The sequence below is a fragment of the Streptomyces sp. NPDC037126 genome (assembly GCF_055605965.1).
Genome location: NZ_JBVJTD010000008.1, coordinates 77,785 through 94,310, shown reverse-complemented (window position 1 = coordinate 94,310; position 16,526 = coordinate 77,785). Strand labels below are relative to the sequence as shown.

General features: G+C 72.1%; 14 protein-coding genes and 1 pseudogene. 8 read left to right on the top strand and 7 right to left on the bottom strand.

The genetic code is table 11. The features are described from left to right. Positions 1–208 precede the first annotated feature (208 nt). Both ACZ7FF_RS19570 and ACZ7FF_RS19565 read left to right on the top strand, forming a co-directional pair. Positions 209–1,549, top strand: a complete 1,341-nt coding sequence (locus tag ACZ7FF_RS19570; RefSeq protein ID WP_470813476.1) for a PP2C family protein-serine/threonine phosphatase — start codon at positions 209–211, stop codon at positions 1,547–1,549. Between the two features lie 102 nt (positions 1,550–1,651). Then, a complete protein-coding gene (locus ACZ7FF_RS19565) occupies positions 1,652–2,677 on the top strand; it encodes an MASE1 domain-containing protein (RefSeq protein WP_470813475.1) in 1,026 nt (341 codons plus the stop codon). Between the two features lie 61 nt (positions 2,678–2,738). On the opposite strand, the gene ACZ7FF_RS19560 is transcribed toward ACZ7FF_RS19565, so the two are convergent. Further along, positions 2,739–3,443, bottom strand: coding sequence for a SpoIIE family protein phosphatase (locus ACZ7FF_RS19560; protein ID WP_470813474.1), 705 nt, complete (start codon positions 3,441–3,443; stop codon positions 2,739–2,741). Positions 3,444–3,888: 445 nt separating this feature from the next. Here ACZ7FF_RS19560 and ACZ7FF_RS19555 point away from each other — a divergent pair, with 445 nt between their 5' ends. Further along, a complete protein-coding gene (locus ACZ7FF_RS19555; protein ID WP_470813473.1) occupies positions 3,889–4,566 on the top strand; it encodes a hypothetical protein in 678 nt (225 codons plus the stop codon). Positions 4,567–4,854: 288 nt separating this feature from the next. Here the strand turns inward: ACZ7FF_RS19555 and ACZ7FF_RS19550 are convergent, their stop codons facing one another. After that, complete coding sequence (locus tag ACZ7FF_RS19550; protein ID WP_470813472.1) at positions 4,855–6,183, bottom strand: class I SAM-dependent RNA methyltransferase; 1,329 nt, start codon at positions 6,181–6,183, stop codon at positions 4,855–4,857. A gap of 98 nt (positions 6,184–6,281) precedes the next feature. Next, the gene (locus ACZ7FF_RS19545) at positions 6,282–8,333 is read right to left on the bottom strand and encodes an APC family permease (RefSeq protein WP_470813471.1); all 2,052 of its coding nucleotides are present in this window, start codon (positions 8,331–8,333) and stop codon (positions 6,282–6,284) included. Positions 8,334–8,495: 162 nt separating this feature from the next. Between ACZ7FF_RS19545 and ACZ7FF_RS19540 the strand changes: the two genes are divergently transcribed. From ACZ7FF_RS19540 to ACZ7FF_RS19520, 5 genes and pseudogenes are all read left to right on the top strand, one after another. Continuing rightward, positions 8,496–8,900 (top strand): hypothetical protein, encoded by a 405-nt coding sequence (locus ACZ7FF_RS19540; protein WP_470813470.1) that lies wholly within the window; start codon positions 8,496–8,498, stop codon positions 8,898–8,900. 355 nt (positions 8,901–9,255) lie between these two features. Beyond that, positions 9,256–10,077, top strand: a pseudogene (locus ACZ7FF_RS19535) (molybdopterin-dependent oxidoreductase); the annotation flags it as partial. After that, positions 10,075–10,368 carry a cupin domain-containing protein gene (locus tag ACZ7FF_RS19530; RefSeq protein ID WP_470813668.1) on the top strand — a complete coding sequence of 98 codons (294 nt, stop codon included), beginning with the start codon at positions 10,075–10,077 and terminating at the stop codon, positions 10,366–10,368. The pseudogene ACZ7FF_RS19535 and the gene ACZ7FF_RS19530, both read left to right, overlap by 3 nt. 160 nt (positions 10,369–10,528) lie before the next feature. Continuing rightward, positions 10,529–11,200 carry a potassium channel family protein gene (locus ACZ7FF_RS19525; protein WP_452965362.1) on the top strand — a complete coding sequence of 224 codons (672 nt, stop codon included), beginning with the start codon at positions 10,529–10,531 and terminating at the stop codon, positions 11,198–11,200. After that, on the top strand, positions 11,200–11,871 hold the full coding sequence (locus ACZ7FF_RS19520) for a potassium channel family protein (protein WP_470813469.1): 672 nt from the start codon (positions 11,200–11,202) through the stop codon (positions 11,869–11,871). Before ACZ7FF_RS19525 ends, ACZ7FF_RS19520 begins: the two co-directional genes overlap by 1 nt. A gap of 65 nt (positions 11,872–11,936) precedes the next feature. On the opposite strand, the gene ACZ7FF_RS19515 is transcribed toward ACZ7FF_RS19520, so the two are convergent. The 4 genes from ACZ7FF_RS19515 to ACZ7FF_RS19500 are packed head-to-tail and all read right to left on the bottom strand — an operon-like array spanning position 11,937 to position 16,397. Continuing rightward, a complete protein-coding gene (locus ACZ7FF_RS19515) occupies positions 11,937–12,713 on the bottom strand; it encodes a DUF3159 domain-containing protein (protein ID WP_470813468.1) in 777 nt (258 codons plus the stop codon). A 3-nt stretch (positions 12,714–12,716) separates the two neighbouring features. Next, entirely contained in the window at positions 12,717–13,115 is a 399-nt protein-coding gene (locus ACZ7FF_RS19510; protein ID WP_470813467.1) for an OB-fold nucleic acid binding domain-containing protein, read from the bottom strand. 43 nt (positions 13,116–13,158) lie between these two features. Next, on the bottom strand, positions 13,159–13,845 hold the full coding sequence (locus ACZ7FF_RS19505) for a response regulator (protein ID WP_470813466.1): 687 nt from the start codon (positions 13,843–13,845) through the stop codon (positions 13,159–13,161). Continuing rightward, the gene (locus ACZ7FF_RS19500) at positions 13,842–16,397 is read right to left on the bottom strand and encodes an ATP-binding protein (RefSeq protein ID WP_470813465.1); all 2,556 of its coding nucleotides are present in this window, start codon (positions 16,395–16,397) and stop codon (positions 13,842–13,844) included. Before ACZ7FF_RS19500 ends, ACZ7FF_RS19505 begins: the two co-directional genes overlap by 4 nt. Positions 16,398–16,526 lie beyond the last annotated feature (129 nt).

The window sequence follows — 16,526 nt, the reverse complement described above, 5'->3', positions numbered from 1 at the left end:
TCGCCGCCGCGGCGGCCCTCCCGGACCGAGTCCCTCGCGGCCGTCATGATCCCTCGCACCCCGCGCGGCCGAGGGGGAGCCGGGACCGCGTGCGGGCGGGACGCGGCGTGTCATCCTGATTCATGGGTGACGACCGTTCGGCCCGTCTCACCGCGCCGCGCCGCGGCCGCGATGACCCAGGGTCGCAGGAGGCCACTGGGTGTTCAGGATGGCAGGAACCGGCGAAGGACCCTCGTGGAGGCCGCCGCACGCTCCCGACCCCGATCTGCACCTGCGGCTGCGCGCCGAACTGAGCAGGATCAACGAGCAGACGAGGGAGCTGCTGGAGGCCATGGCCCGGCTGCAGGGCCTGCTGGACGCGGTGGTGGCCATCAGCCGGGAGGTCGAGCTGCCGGCGGTGCTGCAGCGCATCGTGACCACCGCCATGGACCTGGTGGGGGCCCGCTACGGGGCACTGGGCGTGCTCGACGAGGCCGGGGACCACCTCGAGCGCTTCATCGCCGCGGGCCTGTCCGAGCAGGAGTACTCGGATCTGGCCGGGACCGGCTTTCCGCGCGGTCTCGGCGTCCTCGGGCACCTGATCCACCACCCCGACCCCCTGCGGCTGGAGAGCATCCTCGCCCATCCGTCGTCCGTGGGGTTCCCGCCGGGCCACCCGTGCATGCGCAGCCTGCTCGGCGTCGCCGTCAGCGTGCGCGGCGAGATCTACGGGGACCTCTACCTCTCCGAGCGGCGCGACGGCCGGCCCTTCGACATCCACGACGAGGACGTCGTCGTCGCCCTGGCCGGGGCGGCGGGCATCGCGATCGAGAACGTCCGCCTGTTCGAGCGGGTACGTGTCGGCGCCGAGCAGTTCCAGCGGCTCCTGCTGCCGACACTGCCCGACCTGCGGCCCTTCACCGCCGCCGCCATCTACCGGCCCGCCGCCGAACCCAGCCAGCTCGGCGGCGACTGGTACGACGCCGTCCCGCTGCCCGACAGCGTTGTCGCGGTCGTCATCGGCGACGTGGTGGGGCACGATCTGCGGGCCGCGGCCGCCATGGCCTCCACCCGCAACATGCTGCGCGCCCTGCTGTACGAACGGGGCAGCACGCCCGGCGCGATCCTCGCCCAGCTCGACCGCACCCTGCAGGCCATCACGAACAACCCCGTCACCACCACCACGCTGGCGCGCATCGAGCCGGCCGGCACGGGCTGGCGGCTGCACTGGAGCACCGCGGGCCATGTCCCGCCCCTGCTGCTCGCCCCCGGGCACCGGGCGGAGTACCTGTTCGCCGAGCCCGGGCTGCCGCTGGGCGTGGACTTCGAGCAGCCCCGCCCCGACCACTCCCGGTTCGTGCCCCCGGGCTCCACCGTCGTCTTCTTCACGGACGGGCTGATCGAACACCCCGCCCGGTCCATCGACGAGAGCCTCGACGAACTCACCGGTCTCGCCGCCGCCTACGCCGCGCTGCCGCTGCAGGACTTCGTCCGGGCCCTGGCCGACCACCACCCGAGCGACGGCCACGACGACATGGCCGTACTCGCCCTGCGCACCCCGCGCGCCTGACCTCGCCGCTTCTCCGCACCGCCCGCCCCGCGCTGCCGTGGAGGATCCCGGCCATCGAGCGGATGATGGATCCCGGGGCGATGGTGATGCGGAGGTCGCCCGATGTTCGACGCGCGGCACGAACGGCTCCGGGGCGGTGGTGTGGCCGCCGTGGAGATCTGCGTCGTCGCCGCGCTGTACTACGGCTCGGCCGAGCTGGGACTGCTCCAGCAGCTGGTGCGCGGCCAGGTCACCCCGCTGTGGCCGCCGACCGGTATCGCCCTGGCGAGCCTGCTCCTGCGCGGCCCGCGGGTCTGGCCCGGGATCGCGCTCGGCGCGCTCCTCGCGAACTTCTCCCTCGGACCGTCGATCCCGGCCGTCCTCGCCATCGTGGCCGGAAACACCCTCGCCCCGCTCTGTTCGTACGCGCTGCTGAGCCGCGCCGGATTCCGGGTCGAACTGGACCGGCTGCGGGACGCGCTCGCGCTGATCTTTCTCGGTGCCTTCGCGGGGATGCTGGTCAGCGCGACGGCGGGCACCGGCACGCTGGCCCTCTCCGGTGCGCTGAGCACCGGCAGGTTCTGGCCGACCTGGTCGGTGTGGTGGACCGGCGACGCGATGGGCGTCCTGGTGGTGACGCCGGTCCTGCTCGTGCTGCGCACCGTGCGCCGGCCCCGGCGGGTTCCGGCGTACCGGTGGCTGGAGGGGCTGCTGCTCGTCGCGGCCACCGCCTGCGTCGGGTACGTCGAGACCCGGGGCACCCCCCTGATGTTCCTCGGCTTCCCGCTGCTGATCTGGGCGGCCTTCCGGTTCCAGCTGGCGGGGGCCGCGCCCTGCGCCCTGGCCGTGTCGACCTTCGCGATCATCGCCGCCACCCGGGGATCGGGACCGTTCCTCGGGCACGACCTGATCACCGACATGATCACGCTGCAGGCGTTCAACGGTGCCTCCTCGCTGACCGCCCTGCTCGTCGCGGCGGCGGTCAGCGAGCGCAACCAGTCGCAGAAGGAGATCGCGCGCGCCTGTACGTTCCTCGCCGAACTGGTGGCGAAGATCGCCGCGACCGGCTACCAGCCGACGCTGCTCGTCGGCACCGCCGAGAAGAAGGAGGCGAAGGAGGCCGGCGAACGGACCCGCAGACCCGCCTGAGGCCGGCGCCTCGGGGGCCGAGGGAGGCTTGGGGGCTTGAGGGCTCGGGGGCCTTGGGCGGCTACGCGCAGGCCGGTGCCCGCGGTCCGGCGGCGTCGTCGAGTTCGGCCCAGACCGTCTTGCCGTGGCGGGCGTGGCACGTTCCCCAGCGCCCGGCGAGCCGGGCCACCAGGAACAGGCCGCGGCCGCCCTCGTCGTAGACCCGGGCCCGGCGCGGATGCGGCGTGGTGCTGCTGTCGTCGGACACCTCGCACAGGAGGGTGCGGTCGTGGATCGGGCGCAGCCGGATGGGCGGCCTGCCGTAGCGGACGGCGTGGGTGACCAGCTCGCTGATCACCAGCCCGGCGGTGAAGTCGGGCTCCCCGATCCCCCAGGCGGCCAGCTGCCGGGACACGTTCGTCCGGGCCCGGGAGACGGCGGCGGGATCCGCCTCCGGCTCCCAGGTGGCGACCTGGCCGCTCCCGAGTCCGTGGGTGCGGGCCAGGAGCAGCGCTACGTCGTCGTCCGGCCGGGCCGGGAGCAGGGCGTCCAGCACGATGTCGCAGGCCGCCTCCAGGGAGTCCGCGGGCCGCGCGAGCGCCTGGCGCAGCCTGGTGACGCCCTCGTCCACGTCGTGGTCGCGGGATTCGAGCAGGCCGTTGCTGTAGAGGGCGATGAGGCTGCCCTCGGGCATCTCCAGCGCCAGCGCCTCGAAGGGCAGGCCGCCGAGGCCGAGCGGCGGACCCGGCGGCAGGTCGAGGAGGTCGACGGCACCGTCCCCGCTCACCAGGGTCTGCTGTCCCGTGCCGCGCGCGAGCTCAGCCTCGAGGCGGGCCCGCTGACCCGGGACGTGGAGGAGGTCCTGCGGCGGGACCTGCCCGAGCTGTGGGGGTACCCGGACGTCATGGCGTCGCAGAACATCGCCGAGCCCGTCGCCACCGTCCTGTCCGCGGAGAGGTCCACGTCTTCGACGGTACGCCGCGGACCTCCACGCACGCCGCGCGGGCGGGTTCGGGCCTCCTCGGGGCCGCCGCGGAAGGCGAGCGGGCGCAACCCCTCATCGACGCGCGTCCGGCACCCGGCTCCCTTGTTACCGGATGCGGACAGAGGCCGATGAACAACTCATGCCCGGCGGCCATCTGACGAGGTGTGACAAAAGGAAGATCCGGCCGACCACCGCGCGGCAGCAGGCGCGCGTGCCGGATCCTGTCGACCCTTGGGGGACTTCGATCATGACCACTCGCCTCACCACCCGTTCCGCCGGCCTGGTCGCCGCCCTGGCCGCCGCCGCGGCCTTCTCGCTGACCGCGTGCCAGAGCGGGGGCCACGCCGCGGGCGCCGGCCCGGTGCAGCAGGACTCCGCCTCCCACGCCGCCGGCACCGGTGCCGTGCACGGCGGCTCGGGGACCAGTGCGGGCAAGGGTCTGACCGGCCTGCGGACCGAGGCGTCCGCCGTGCACCGCGTCGAGGCGGCGGCCGCGCGGACCAAGGGGGCCTCCCCGGTCCGCACCCAGACGCTGGCGGACGGCAGTACGGCCATGATCCGTCGGCTCGGCGACGAGCACTACCGCGCCGACATCGTCAGCCGCGGTGCGGTGCTGGCCACGCTGGAGACGAACCAGGGCGATGCCGGGCTCGACGCCAACGACATGTTCGTGGTGCTCACGCTGGGCGGCCAGGTCCATTCCTGGATGGGCGGCGGACACACGGGGCCGGGCACCTTCGACCTCGCCGGCGGCTGGAAGGCCAAGGTCACGAAGACCGGTGAACTGCACTACCGTGCGCAGATCCTCGGCAACGACGGATCGGTGGACGCCACGCTGGACGCGAACCAGCAGGACGCAGGCCTCGACGCCAACGGCGTGTACATCGTGCTGAGCGCGGGCGGCGTCATCAGCTCCCACGCGTAGTTCCAGCCGGGCCGCGTGGTGGCGTCCCCGTCGGGCCCGCCACCGCGCCGGCGGCCCGGCGGCGGCCCATCTCACTCCATTTTAGATGTGCACACCATGCAGTCTGTAACCGCAGCGGCCACCACCACACGAATGAGCGCCCGTCCAGCAACCTCAAACCGCGCATGACGATCCGTCAGTAGGCGCCCTGTGCATGCGTCGAACGTGCGTCACGCACCTGGAACATGCGTCAGGACGTCGCGCCTGGCGCACGTGACGCCCATCAAGCACACCCGGAGAAACGCCAGGTCAGCGACCCTTTTCCGCGGGCTCCAGGATCGCCACGCACTCCACGTGATGCGTCATCGGGAACAGGTCGAACGCCCGCAGCGTCCGCACGCGGTAGCCGCCGTCTCGGAAGTACGCCAGGTCGCGGGCCAGGGCGGCCGGGTCGCAGGCGACGTAGGCGATGCGGCGGGCGCCGAGGGAGGACAGGTGGGCGACCGTCGCGCGGCCGGCGCCGGCGCGCGGCGGGTCCAGGACGATCAGGTCGACCTCGGTGATGCCGGTGCGCGGCAGGACCGACTCGACCTTGCCCTGCTCGATGCGGACGCGGGGGAAGTCGGCCAGGTTGTGCCGCGCGTCCTCGACGGCCCGCTTGCCGGACTCGATGCCGAGGACCGCGCCCTTCTCGCCGAGCCGGTCGGCGAGCGCGCCGGCGAAGAGGCCGACGCCGCAGTAGAGGTCCAGGGCCATCTCGCCCTTGCGCGGGAGCAGGCCCTGCATGACGGCCTTGACCAGGGTGTCGGCGGACTTCGGGTGGACCTGCCAGAAACCGCCGCTGCCGACGCGATAGGTGCGGTCGTCGGCGCGCTCACGCACGAACGCGCGGCCGTGGACGCGGTGGACGCCGCCGTCCTTCTCCTCGACACGCATGACGGAGACCGGCCGGTCCAGCTCGACGAGCGGCAGCCGGGCGCCGGGGCGGGGTTCCAGGATCACCATGCGGTCCTGGGAGCCCGTCGCGGCGATCGCGTCGACGGACGCCATCCCGACCCAGTCGCGCTTCTCGATGCCCAGCTCGGACACGCCCTCCGCCGCGATCATGCAGTGGTCGATGCGCTCGACCTCGTGCGAGCGGTGGCGGCGCAGCCCCGCGTGGCCCTCGGCGTCGACGGCGTACTGCACCCGCGTCCGCCACTGCGGCACCTGGCCGGCGGGCAGCTTGTCGCCCTCGGCGGGCAGCACGGTGCCGTCCCAGCCCGCCTCCTCGGGGGTGAGCCCCGCGAGACGCCTGAGCTGTTCGGCGATGACGTCGGCCTTCAGCCGGCGCTGGGCGCCCGGCTTGGCGTGCTGCCAGTCGCAGCCGCCGCAGCGGCCGGGGCCGGCGAAGCGGCAGGGGGCCTCGATGCGGTCCTTGGAGGCGTCGAGGACGCGCACGGCGTCCGCGCGGAGGTAGCGGGCGCCCTCCTCGCCCTCGGTCACCCTGGCCACCACCCGCTCGCCCGGCAGCGCGTGCCGGACGAAGAGCACCTGCCCCTCGGCGGTGCGGGCGATGCAGTGGCCGCCGTGGGCGACGGGGCCGATCTCGACCTCGTACTCCTCGCCCACCAGAGACTTGGTCGGTTCTGTCTGCATGGTGGGGTGACTCCAGATCGGGAAATCGACGAAGGGACGCGGCGCGAGCCTGGTGGGCCCGACAACAGCCCACCAGTCTACGGCCTCGCCGCCCCGTCTCAGTCCTTGGCCGCCGACGGCTCCTTCGGCCGCTCGGCCGCCGGACCGCGCCGGACCGCGCCCGGTGCGTTCCAGTCCTGCCGCTTGCGGGCCCGGACCCGGGCCACCTCGGAGGAGGCCAGCTGGTAGGGCACCGAGGTGACCATCACTCCGGCCGTGAACAGCAGGCGGCCCTTGAGGCGCAGCGCGCTCTGGTTGTGCAGCAGGTGCTCGTACCAGTGGCCGACCACGTACTCGGGGATGATCACCGAGACCGCGTCGCGCGGGGACTCCTTGCGCAGGCCCTTCACGTACTCGATCACCGGCCGGGTGACCTCGCGGTACGGCGAGTCCAGGACCTTCAGCGGGACGTCGATGCCGCGCCGCTCCCACTCCTCGCGCAGCGCCTTGGTCTCGGCCGGGTCGACGTTGACCGTCAGCGCTTCCAGGGTGTCCGAGCGCATCAGCCTGGCGTAGGCCAGGGCGCGCAGGGTGGGGCGGTGGATCTTGGAGATCAGCACGACCGAGTGGATCCGCGAGGGGCGGACCAGGTCGTCGTCCGGCTCCTCGGGAGCGGCGATCTCCTCGGCGACGCGGTCGTAGTGCCTGCGGATGGCGGTCATCGTCGCGTAGAAGATGCACATGCCGAGTACGGCCACCCAGGCGCCGTGCGTGAACTTGGTGACCAGCACCACGACCAGCACCAGGCCGGTCAGGAAGGCGCCGAACGCGTTGATCGCGCGGGAGCGGATCATGTGGCGGCGCTTGGCCTGGTCCTGCTCGTCCCTCAGGTGCCGGTTCCAGTGCCGGACCATGCCGGTCTGGCTGAGCGTGAAGGACACGAACACGCCGACGATGTACAGCTGGATCAGCCGGGTCGAGTCCGCGCCGTAGATGACCACGAGCAGGGCCGCCGTACCGGCGAGCAGCACGATGCCGTTGGAGAAGGCGAGGCGGTCGCCGCGGGTGTGCAGCTGGCGCGGCAGGTAGCGGTCCTGGGCGAGGATCGAGCCCAGCAGCGGGAAGCCGTTGTACGCGGTGTTCGCGGCCAGGAACAGCACCAGGGCGGTGGCCGCCGCGAGGATCACGAACAGGAAGCTGCCCTTGCCGAAGACCGCCTCGGCGACCTGGGAGATCACCGGGTTCTGGACGTAGCCGGAACCGATCGGGTGGCCGTTGTGGAGCAGGTCGGTGGCCGGGTTCTCGGCCATGCGGACCTTGGTGGTCATGGCGAGGACGATGATGCCGCAGAACATGGTGACGGCCAGCAGGCCCATCATCGCGAGCGTGGTCGCCGCGTTCTTCGACTTGGGCTTGCGGAAGGCCGGGACGCCGTTGGAGATCGCCTCGACGCCGGTGAGCGCGGCACAGCCGGAGGAGAAGGCGCGCAGCAGCAGGAAGATCAGGGCGAAGCCCGCGAGACCCTGGTGCTCGGCCTTGATCGTGTAGTCCGCGGTCGGCGCGTGCATGGTGGCGCCGAGGACCAGGCCGCGGAAGGCGCCCCAGGCGATCATGACGAAGACGCCGCCGACGAACACGTAGGTCGGGATCGCGAAGAGCTTGCCCGACTCCTTCACGCCGCGCAGGTTCATCAGCGTGAGCAGCACGATCACGACGACCGCGCACAGCACCTTGTGCTGGACCACGAAGGGGATCGCGGAGCCGAGGTTCTCGATGCCGGAGGCGATCGAGACGGCGACGGTCATCACGTAGTCCACGAGCAGGGCGCTGGCCACCGTGAGGCCGGCCCTGGGTCCCAGGTTGGTGGTGGCGACCTCGTAGTCGCCGCCACCGCTCGGGTACGCGTGGACGTTCTGCCGGTATGAGGCGACCACGGTGAACATCAGCACCACGACCGCGACGGCGATCCATGGGCTGAAGTGGTACGCCGACACGCCCGCGATGGACAGGACCAGCAGGACCTCCCCCGGCGCGTAGGCGACAGAGGACAGCGGGTCGGAGGCGAACACGGGCAGTGCGATGCGCTTCGGCAGGAGGGTCTCGCCCAGCCTGTCACTGCGCAGTGCGCGCCCGATCAGGATCCGTTTGGGCACGTCGGTCAGTTTGGACACGAGAGAGGATCGTAAGCCTTCGAACAGGCAGCCGCCCACCCCCTCCCCCATATCTGCCCCTCGGGTGAACTCGTCGGGGCACGGAAGTGCGGATTCCGTGGTCCGGTCGCCGGCCGTGCCTAGATGGCAAACCCCGCCTCTCGCAGACCCTTCGGAGGTCCCATGCCACCGACCGCTGAGCTGATCGGAGCCGTGGTCGCCCTGGCCGGCCTCGGAATCCTGACCCTGTACAGCGTGCGCAGCATCACGCGCCGATGGGCGCCGTGGCAGCTCGCCGCCCGTCCCGCGGCAGACCGTACGACGGCGGCGCCGCACGACGGCGCCACAATCGAACGTCTGTCTACTCTCGGGAGCGGGGGCGTCGCACCGCTCGTCCGGCGGGGCCGCGGCCGGACGGGCGGCCCGCTCGGCCAGGTCGTCCAGGCCTGCGGGTGCCGGGTTGCGCGTGCCGGCCTCGACGCCGACCAGCGGCGGCCGGTGCCCCGCGTCGCCCCTGCGGAGGCCGTACTCCCCGCGCCGCCCTCGACCGCGTTCGAGACGGCCGAGCCCCTCGATCCGCAGCGGTAAGAGGCCCGCCCCGGCCGGCGCCCGCCCGGGCACCCGCCACCCAGAAGCCCCCCCCCCGCCCGGGGACCACAGTCCGGCGCGATCACCCCGAAAGCCCCCGGCCCGAAAGCCACCGCCCAGCGCAATCACCCCAAAGCCCCCCGCCCAGGAGCCACCACCCCGCGCGGTCGCCCCGGACGTCCGCCCATCGGGGCTGACGGAGTGTCGTACCAGGTCGGTCCGGCCGTCGCGAAGGCATGGTGGTCATCTCCCCCGTGGCAGTGCGGAGCGGTGGGGCACGCGGCGCGGGCCCCCGGCACCCGAGGAGGCGACTGATGTGAGCACCGACCGGGCCGACGCCGCGGCGGAGCGGCTGATGCGGACGGCGCAGTACTTCTTCCCCGGCACCCAGTCACCCGACCGGCGGATCCTGTACCGCGGCGGCGGCCGCGCGGCGGAGGAGTTCTACCGCGAGCGATGGCGCCACGACCGGGAGGTGCGCTCCACGCACGGGGTGAACTGCACGGGTTCGTGCTCGTGGCGGGTGTTCGTCAAGGACGGCCTGATCACCTGGGAGACCCAGGCGACCGACTACCCCTCGGTGGGGCCCGACTCCCCGGAGTACGAGCCACGGGGCTGCCCGCGCGGGGCGTCGTTCTCCTGGTACACCTACTCGCCGACCCGCATCCGCTACCCGTACGTGCGCGGCCCCCTGCTGGAGCTGTGGCGGCAGGCCAGGGCGCGCACCGCCGACCCGGTCGAGGCGTGGGAGTGGCTGACCTCGGATCCAGAGCGGTGCGCCGCCTACAAACGCGCCCGCGGCAAGGGCGGGTTCGTGCGCTGCGACTGGCGCGAGGTGACCGAGCTGGTGGCGGCGGCGCAGGTGCACACCGTCAAACGGTACGGCCCGGACCGCATCGTCGGCTTCTCCCCGATCCCGGCGATGTCCATGGCGTCGTACGCGGCCGGCACCCGCTACCTGTCGATGATCGGCGGCACGATCTCCCCCTTCTACGACTGGTACGCCGACCTCCCCATGGCCTCACCGCAGGTGTTCGGCGACCAGACCGACGTGCCGGAGTCCGGCGACTGGTGGAACGCCGGCTATCTGATCGTGTGGGGCACCAATCTGCCGATCACCCGCACCCCGGACGCGCACTTCATGACCGAGGCCCGCTACCGGGGGCAGAAGGTCGTGGAACGGGCCACCGCGTCCCCCACCGGCCGCAGCGCCGAGACCGTCCACGGCGGCCACGAGCACGTCCTGCGCCAGACCCTCATCGCCCTGCGGGCCGGCACCGAGCTGGCCGAGCACGAGAACCCCGGCGAGGCGACGGTGCTGGTCCTGCGCGGCCGGGTGCGGCTGCGCAGCGGCGACGAGGCCTGGGAGGGCATGACCGGGGACCTGCTCATCGTGCCGCCGGCCCGGCACGGCCTGGAAGCCCTGGAGGACGCCGCGGTCCTGCTGTCCGTCGCCAAGACCCCCTGAGCCGGACCACACCCGAACTAGGTCACGACCGCGATTCACCGGCATGATGTTGCCTGACGGCCGAACGCTAGGCCGCACGTGTTGCCTGACGAGCCGAAAGAGGAAGATGAGCGGGACGTTCACCCAGGTCAAAGGGCCTATGGGAAGTGTGGTGTAAACCGTGCACATCGTCATCATGGGCTGCGGGCGAGTAGGCTCCGCTCTCGCCCAGACCCTGGAGCAACAGGGGCACACGGTCGCCGTCATCGACCAGGACCCGACCGCATTCCGCAGGCTGGGCCCCGGATTCGGAGGCCGCCGGGTCACCGGGGTCGGCTTCGACCAGGACACCCTGCGCGAGGCGGGAATCGAGGAGGCGGGCGCCTTCGCCGCCGTCTCCAGCGGGGACAACTCCAACATCATCTCCGCGCGCGTGGCCCGCGAGATGTTCGGCGTGGAGAACGTCGCCGCGCGTATCTACGACCCCCGCCGCGCCGAGGTCTACCAGCGGCTCGGCATCCCCACCGTGGCCACGGTCCGCTGGACCGCCGACCAGATGCTGCGCCGGCTGCTGCCGTCCGGCGCCGAGCCCCTGTGGCGCGACCCCACCGGCGGGGTGCAGCTCGCCGAGGTGCACGCCTCCCCGAAGTGGGTCGGCCACAAGATCAGCAAGTTGCAGGACGAGACCGGCGTGCGCGTGGCGTTCCTGACCCGGCTGGGCGAGGCGATGCTGCCCACCTCCCAGACGGTGCTGCAGGAGGGCGACCTCGTGCACGTGATGATGCGGACGGACGACGTGGACAAGGTCGAGGCCGCGTTCGCCGGGGGTCCGGAAGAGGAGGGCGGTCACTGATGAGGGTCGCCATTGCCGGAGCCGGCGCCGTCGGCCGCTCGATCGCGGGCGAGCTGCTGGAGAACGGCCACGAGGTCCTGCTCATCGACAAGGCCCCGACCGCCATCTCGGTGGAGCGGGTGCCCCAGGCGGAGTGGCTGCTGGCCGACGCCTGTGAGATCACGTCCCTGGACGAGGCGGCGCTCCAGCGCTGCAACGTCGTGATCGCCGCGACCGGTGACGACAAGGTCAACCTGGTCGTCTCGCTGCTCGCCAAGACGGAGTACGGCGTCCCGCGCGTCGTTGCCCGCGTCAACAACCCGAAGAACGAGTGGCTGTTCAACGAGGCCTGGGGTGTGGACGTGGCCGTGTCCACCCCGCGCCTGATGTCCGCGCTGGTCGAGGAGGCGGTGAGCGTCGGCGACCTGGTCCGCCTGCTCCGCTTCAGCCACGGCGACGCCAACCTCGTCGAGCTGACGCTGCCCGAGGAGTCGGCCCTGGCCGGCACCCAGGTCGGCGACGTCCAGTGGCCGGAGGACACCTCGCTGGTCACCATCATCCGCGGCACCCGCGTCCTGACCCCCTCCAAGGAGGACTCCCTGGAGCCGGGCGACGAACTCCTCTTCGTGGCCGCCCAGGCCCGCGAGGAGCAGTTGGAGGAACTGCTGTCGGTGCGGCGCGACGAGGCCTGACCGGTACGACGAGAAAGGGCGCCCCCGCCTGGCGGGGGCGCCCTTTCTCGTCGTACCGCGGCCGGCTACGCGTCCCGGCGGTGCCGGCCGCCCGTGGGCTCGCCGCCCTCGGTGGCCAGCGCGGCCTTGCGCTCCTTCTCGGCCTTCTCCTCGGCCTCCATCTCGGCGAAGACGTCGATCGGGGCCGGGGCCTTGGCGAGGAAGACCCAGGTGAGCCAGACCGCCAGCAGGAACGGCGGGATCTTCAGGGTCACGAGGACCCAGCCGAGCTTGGTGGTGTCGGACCACCAGTACAGCGGGAAGAGGATCGCGCACTTGGCGAGCAGGATCAGGCCCCAGGCCCAACTGGCCTTCGCGTAGGCCTTCTTGCGGCCCGGGTTACGGGTGCGCCAGGAGAGGTTCTCCTTGAAGACCGGGCCGAGGATGAGACCGATCAGGGGCACCCCGGCGAGGGTCGTGACGATGTACGCCACCGCCAGGCCCAGCGTGTAGAGCATGCCGGGGAGGTAGAAGTCCTTGGCGTTGCCCGTGAACATCGCGAAGAGGACGCCGAAGGCCACGCCGAACACCCCGCTGAAGGCGTGCTTGACGGTGTCCTTCATCACGAGCCGCACCACGACCAGGACCAGGGACACGGCCAGCGCGGCGATCGCCGACAGGTGCAGGTCCTTGTCGACCGTGAAGATCGCGACGAACAGCAGGCCCGGCACGACCGTCTCGACCATGCCACGGACTCCGCCGAACGCCTCGAACAGCGCCGCCTCCGTCACCGCACGGGCGTCGCCGGCCTGGTCCGCAGGAGTCTGGTCGGTGTCTTCGGTCGGCTTGTCGAGTGACGTCACCGGCTACTCCCGTCCGAGGGGTCGCAGTTCGTATTTCGGATTGAAGAGCACCCGGCGGCCCCGGCTCAGCGAGACCCGGCCCGATGCGATCAGCCTGCGCCCCGGTTCTATGCCCACGATGGAGCGCCTGCCCAGCCACACCACGTCCAGCGCGGCCGAACCGTCGAACAGTTCGGCCTCCAGGGCCGGGACTCCGGCACGCGGACGCAGGGTGACCGTGCGCAAGGTACCAGTTACGGTGACGATCTGCCGGTCCTGGCAGTCACCGATCTTCGTACACCCCGCCGTCTCGGCGTCTTCGCGCAGCTCCTCCGACTCCAGGTCCTCCTGCGTCGAGGAGAGCCGGTCGAGCATGCGCCGGAACCGGCCGGCCGGCTTTTCGGAACGAGGAACAGCACTCATATCTGAAGCGTACCGGGGCACACCCCCGGCGCCGTAGCGCAGCTCACTTCTCGAACCGGTACCCCATGCCCGGTTCGGTGATGAAGTGCTTGGGGTGCGACGGGTCCGTCTCCAGCTTCCGGCGCAGCTGGGCCATGTAGACGCGCAGGTAGTTGGTCTCGGTCCCGTACGACGGCCCCCACACCTCCTGCAGGAGCTGCTTCTGGCTGACCAGCCGGCCGGTGTTGCGGACCAGGACCTCCAGCAGGTGCCACTCGGTCGGGGTGAGCCGGACGTCCCTGCCGTCGCGGTTGACCTTCTTCGCGGCCAGGTCGACGGTGAAGCCCTCGGCCTCCACGCTCGTCACGTCGTCCTCGCCCGCGCCGACCGGCTCGGCCCGGCGCACGGCGGCCCGCAGCCGGGCCAGCAGCTCGTCCATGCCGAACGGCTTGGTGACGTAGTCGTCCGCGCCCGCGTCCAGCGCCTCGACCTTCTCGTCGGACGAGTGGCGGGCGGACAGGACCAGGATCGGCACCCGGGTCCAGCCGCGCAGGCCCCTGATGACCTCGACGCCGTCCATGTCGGGCAGGCCCAGGTCGAGCACGACCACGTCGGGGTGGCGGGAGGCGGCCAGGTCGAGGGCGGTCCTGCCGTCGGGGGCCGCGTCGACCTCGTACTTGCGCGCCTTGAGGTTGATCACGAGGGCGCGCACGATCTGCGGCTCGTCGTCGACCACGAGCACCCGGGTCATAGGGTCTGCCTTTCCGGTTCTGCGATGCCCTCCGCGTGGGAGGCGGACTCAGGAGGTGATCCTGCCGCGCGGAGGCTGAGCACCATGGTGAGCCCGCCGCCGGGCGTGTCCTCCGCGTTCAGGGTGCCGCCCATGGCTTCGGCGAAGCCACGGGCGACGGCGAGGCCGAGTCCGACGCCGGCGCCGCGCGGGGCGTCCCCGTAGCGCTGGAAGGGCTCGAAGATGCGGTCCTTGGCCTCGTCCGGCACGCCCGGCCCGCGGTCCACCACCCGCACCTCGACCCGGTCGGCGATGGCGCTGGCCGAGACCAGGACGCGTCGCCCGCGCGGGCTGTACTTGACGGCGTTCTCCACCAGGTTGGCCACCGACCGCTCCAGCAGCCCGGGGTCGACCTCGACCATCGGCAGCGTCTCGGGCACGTCCAGCTCGACGCTGTCCTCGGGCACGCCGCCCAGGGCCATCGGCACCACCTCGTCGACGTCGATCTCGCGGATCAGCGGGGTGACGGTGCCGGTCTGCAGGCGGGACATGTCGAGGAGGTTGCCCACCAGGTGGTCGAGGCGGTCGGCGCCCTCCTCGATGCCCTCCAGCAGCTCGGCCCGGTCCTCGTCGGACCAGTCCACGTCGTCGGAGCGCAGTGAGGAGACCGCCGCCTTGATGCCGGCGAGCGGGGTGCGCAGGTCGTGGCTGACGGCGGCGAGCAGGGCCGTGCGGATGCGGTTGCCCTCGGCGAGCGCGCGGGCCTGGTCGGCCTCCTCCTGCAGGCGGCGGCGGTCGAGGACGACGGCGGCCTGGGCGCCGAAGGCGGCGAGCACGCGGCGGTCCTCGGCGGGCAGCACCCGGCCGGTGAGGGCGAGCGCCATGTGGTCGCCCACGGGCATGTCCACGTCGGCGTCCTCGGGCCGCTCCAGAGCGGGCCCGAAGCCGGCGCGCCCCGCGCAGGTCCACGGCTCGACGTCGCTCGCCCGCTCCAGCAGGGCGGCCGACTCCATGGCGAAGGTCTCGCGGACCCGCTCCAGCAGTTCCTCCAGGCTGGTCTCCCCGCGCAGCACGTTGCCCGCGAGGAAGGACAGGATCTCCGACTCGGCCCGCAGCCGGGCCGCCTGATGGGTGCGCCGGGCCGCGAGGTCCACCACGGAAGCCACCGACACGGCGACGCCGAAGAAGATCGCGATGGCCACGATGTTCTTCGGATCGGCGATCGTCCACCGGTGCAGGGGCGGGGTGTAGTAGTAGTTCAGCAGCAGGGACCCGAAGGCCACGGAGGCGAGGGCGGGCAGCAGACCGCCGAGCAGGGCCGCCGCGACCGTGACCGCCAGGAACAGCAGCATGTCGTTGGCGAGTCCGATGTCGACGATGTTCAGCAGCACCGCGAGCACGGCGGGGCCGCACAGTCCGACCAGCCAGCCGGAGGTGATCCGGGTCCGGCCGAGCCGCGCGCCCCGGGCCACGGGCAGTCCGCGGCCCTTGGCGACCTCCTCGTGCGTGACGATGTGCACGTCGAGGTCGGGGCCCGACTCCCGGGCGACGGTCGCGCCGACGCCGGGTCCGAAGACGTACTGCCAGGCCTTTCGGCGCGAGGAGCCGAGCACGATCTGGGTGGCGTTGACGCCGCGCGCGAAGTCGAGCAGGGCGGCCGGTATGTCGTCGCCGACCACATGGTGGAAGGTGCCGCCGAGGTCCTCCACGAGGGTGCGCTGGACGGCCAGTTCCTTCGGGGAGGCCGCGGTCAGCCCGTCGCTGCGGGCTATGTAGACGGCGAGCACCTCGCCGCCCGCGCCCTTCTCCGCCAGGCGGGCGGCGCGGCGGATGAGGGTGCGGCCCTCGGGTCCGCCGGTGAGCCCGACCACGATCCGCTCCCGGGAGCCCCAGATCTTGGAGACCCGGTGCTCGCTGCGGTACTGGTTCAGGTACTCGTCGACACGGTCGGCGACCCACAGCAGCGCCAGTTCGCGCAGGGCGGTGAGGTTGCCCGGGCGGAAGTAGTTGGACAGGGCCGCGTCGACCTTGTCGGGCTGGTAGATGTTGCCGTGCGCCATGCGGCGGCGCAGGGCCTGCGGGGACATGTCGACCAGCTCGATCTGGTCCGCCCTGCGGACCACCTCGTCCGGCACGGTCTCGCGCTGGCGCACCCCCGTGATCGACTCCACCACGTCCCCGAGGGACTCCAGGTGCTGGATGTTGACGGTCGAGACCACGTCGATCCCGGCGGCCAGCAGCTCCTCCACGTCCTGCCAGCGCTTGGCGTTGCGCGAGCCGGGGATGTTGGTGTGGGCCAGCTCGTCCACCAGGGCGACGGCGGGCGCCCGGCCGAGCACGGCGTCGATGTCCATCTCGCCGAAGGTGGTGTCCCGGTACTCCAGCTGCCTGCGCGGGACCTGCTCCAGTCCGTGCAGCATCACCTCGGTGCGCGGCCGGTCGTGGTGCTCGACGAAGCCGACGACGCAGTCCGTGCCCCGCTCCACCCGGCGGTGCGCCTCCGAGAGCATGGCGTAGGTCTTGCCGACGCCCGGTGCCGCGCCGAGGTAGATCCGAAGCTTGCCGCGTGCCATGGCTCCATTGTTTCCGGTGACTGCTGCCTACGCAGCGTCGACCTTACGGCCAATGATGCTGACAAAGTGGACAAGGGCCGGGTCAAGGGGGGTCTTTGACGCAACTCTGATGGTGCCGGGCGGTACCCG

What these genes read in the sequence shown, in the direction of transcription:
- ACZ7FF_RS19500 (WP_470813465.1), bottom strand. Translation starts at nt 16,397, where the DNA reads ATGGCACGCGGCAAGCTTCGGATCTACCTCGGCGCGGCACCGGGCGTC.
- ACZ7FF_RS19520 (WP_470813469.1), top strand. Translation starts at nt 11,200, where the DNA reads ATGAGGGTCGCCATTGCCGGAGCCGGCGCCGTCGGCCGCTCGATCGCG.
- ACZ7FF_RS19505 (WP_470813466.1), bottom strand. Translation starts at nt 13,845, where the DNA reads ATGACCCGGGTGCTCGTGGTCGACGACGAGCCGCAGATCGTGCGCGCC.
- ACZ7FF_RS19555 (WP_470813473.1), top strand. Translation starts at nt 3,889, where the DNA reads ATGACCACTCGCCTCACCACCCGTTCCGCCGGCCTGGTCGCCGCCCTG.
- ACZ7FF_RS19570 (WP_470813476.1), top strand. Translation starts at nt 209, where the DNA reads ATGGCAGGAACCGGCGAAGGACCCTCGTGGAGGCCGCCGCACGCTCCC.
- ACZ7FF_RS19565 (WP_470813475.1), top strand. Translation starts at nt 1,652, where the DNA reads ATGTTCGACGCGCGGCACGAACGGCTCCGGGGCGGTGGTGTGGCCGCC.
- ACZ7FF_RS19550 (WP_470813472.1), bottom strand. Translation starts at nt 6,183, where the DNA reads ATGCAGACAGAACCGACCAAGTCTCTGGTGGGCGAGGAGTACGAGGTC.
- ACZ7FF_RS19510 (WP_470813467.1), bottom strand. Translation starts at nt 13,115, where the DNA reads ATGAGTGCTGTTCCTCGTTCCGAAAAGCCGGCCGGCCGGTTCCGGCGC.
- ACZ7FF_RS19540 (WP_470813470.1), top strand. Translation starts at nt 8,496, where the DNA reads ATGCCACCGACCGCTGAGCTGATCGGAGCCGTGGTCGCCCTGGCCGGC.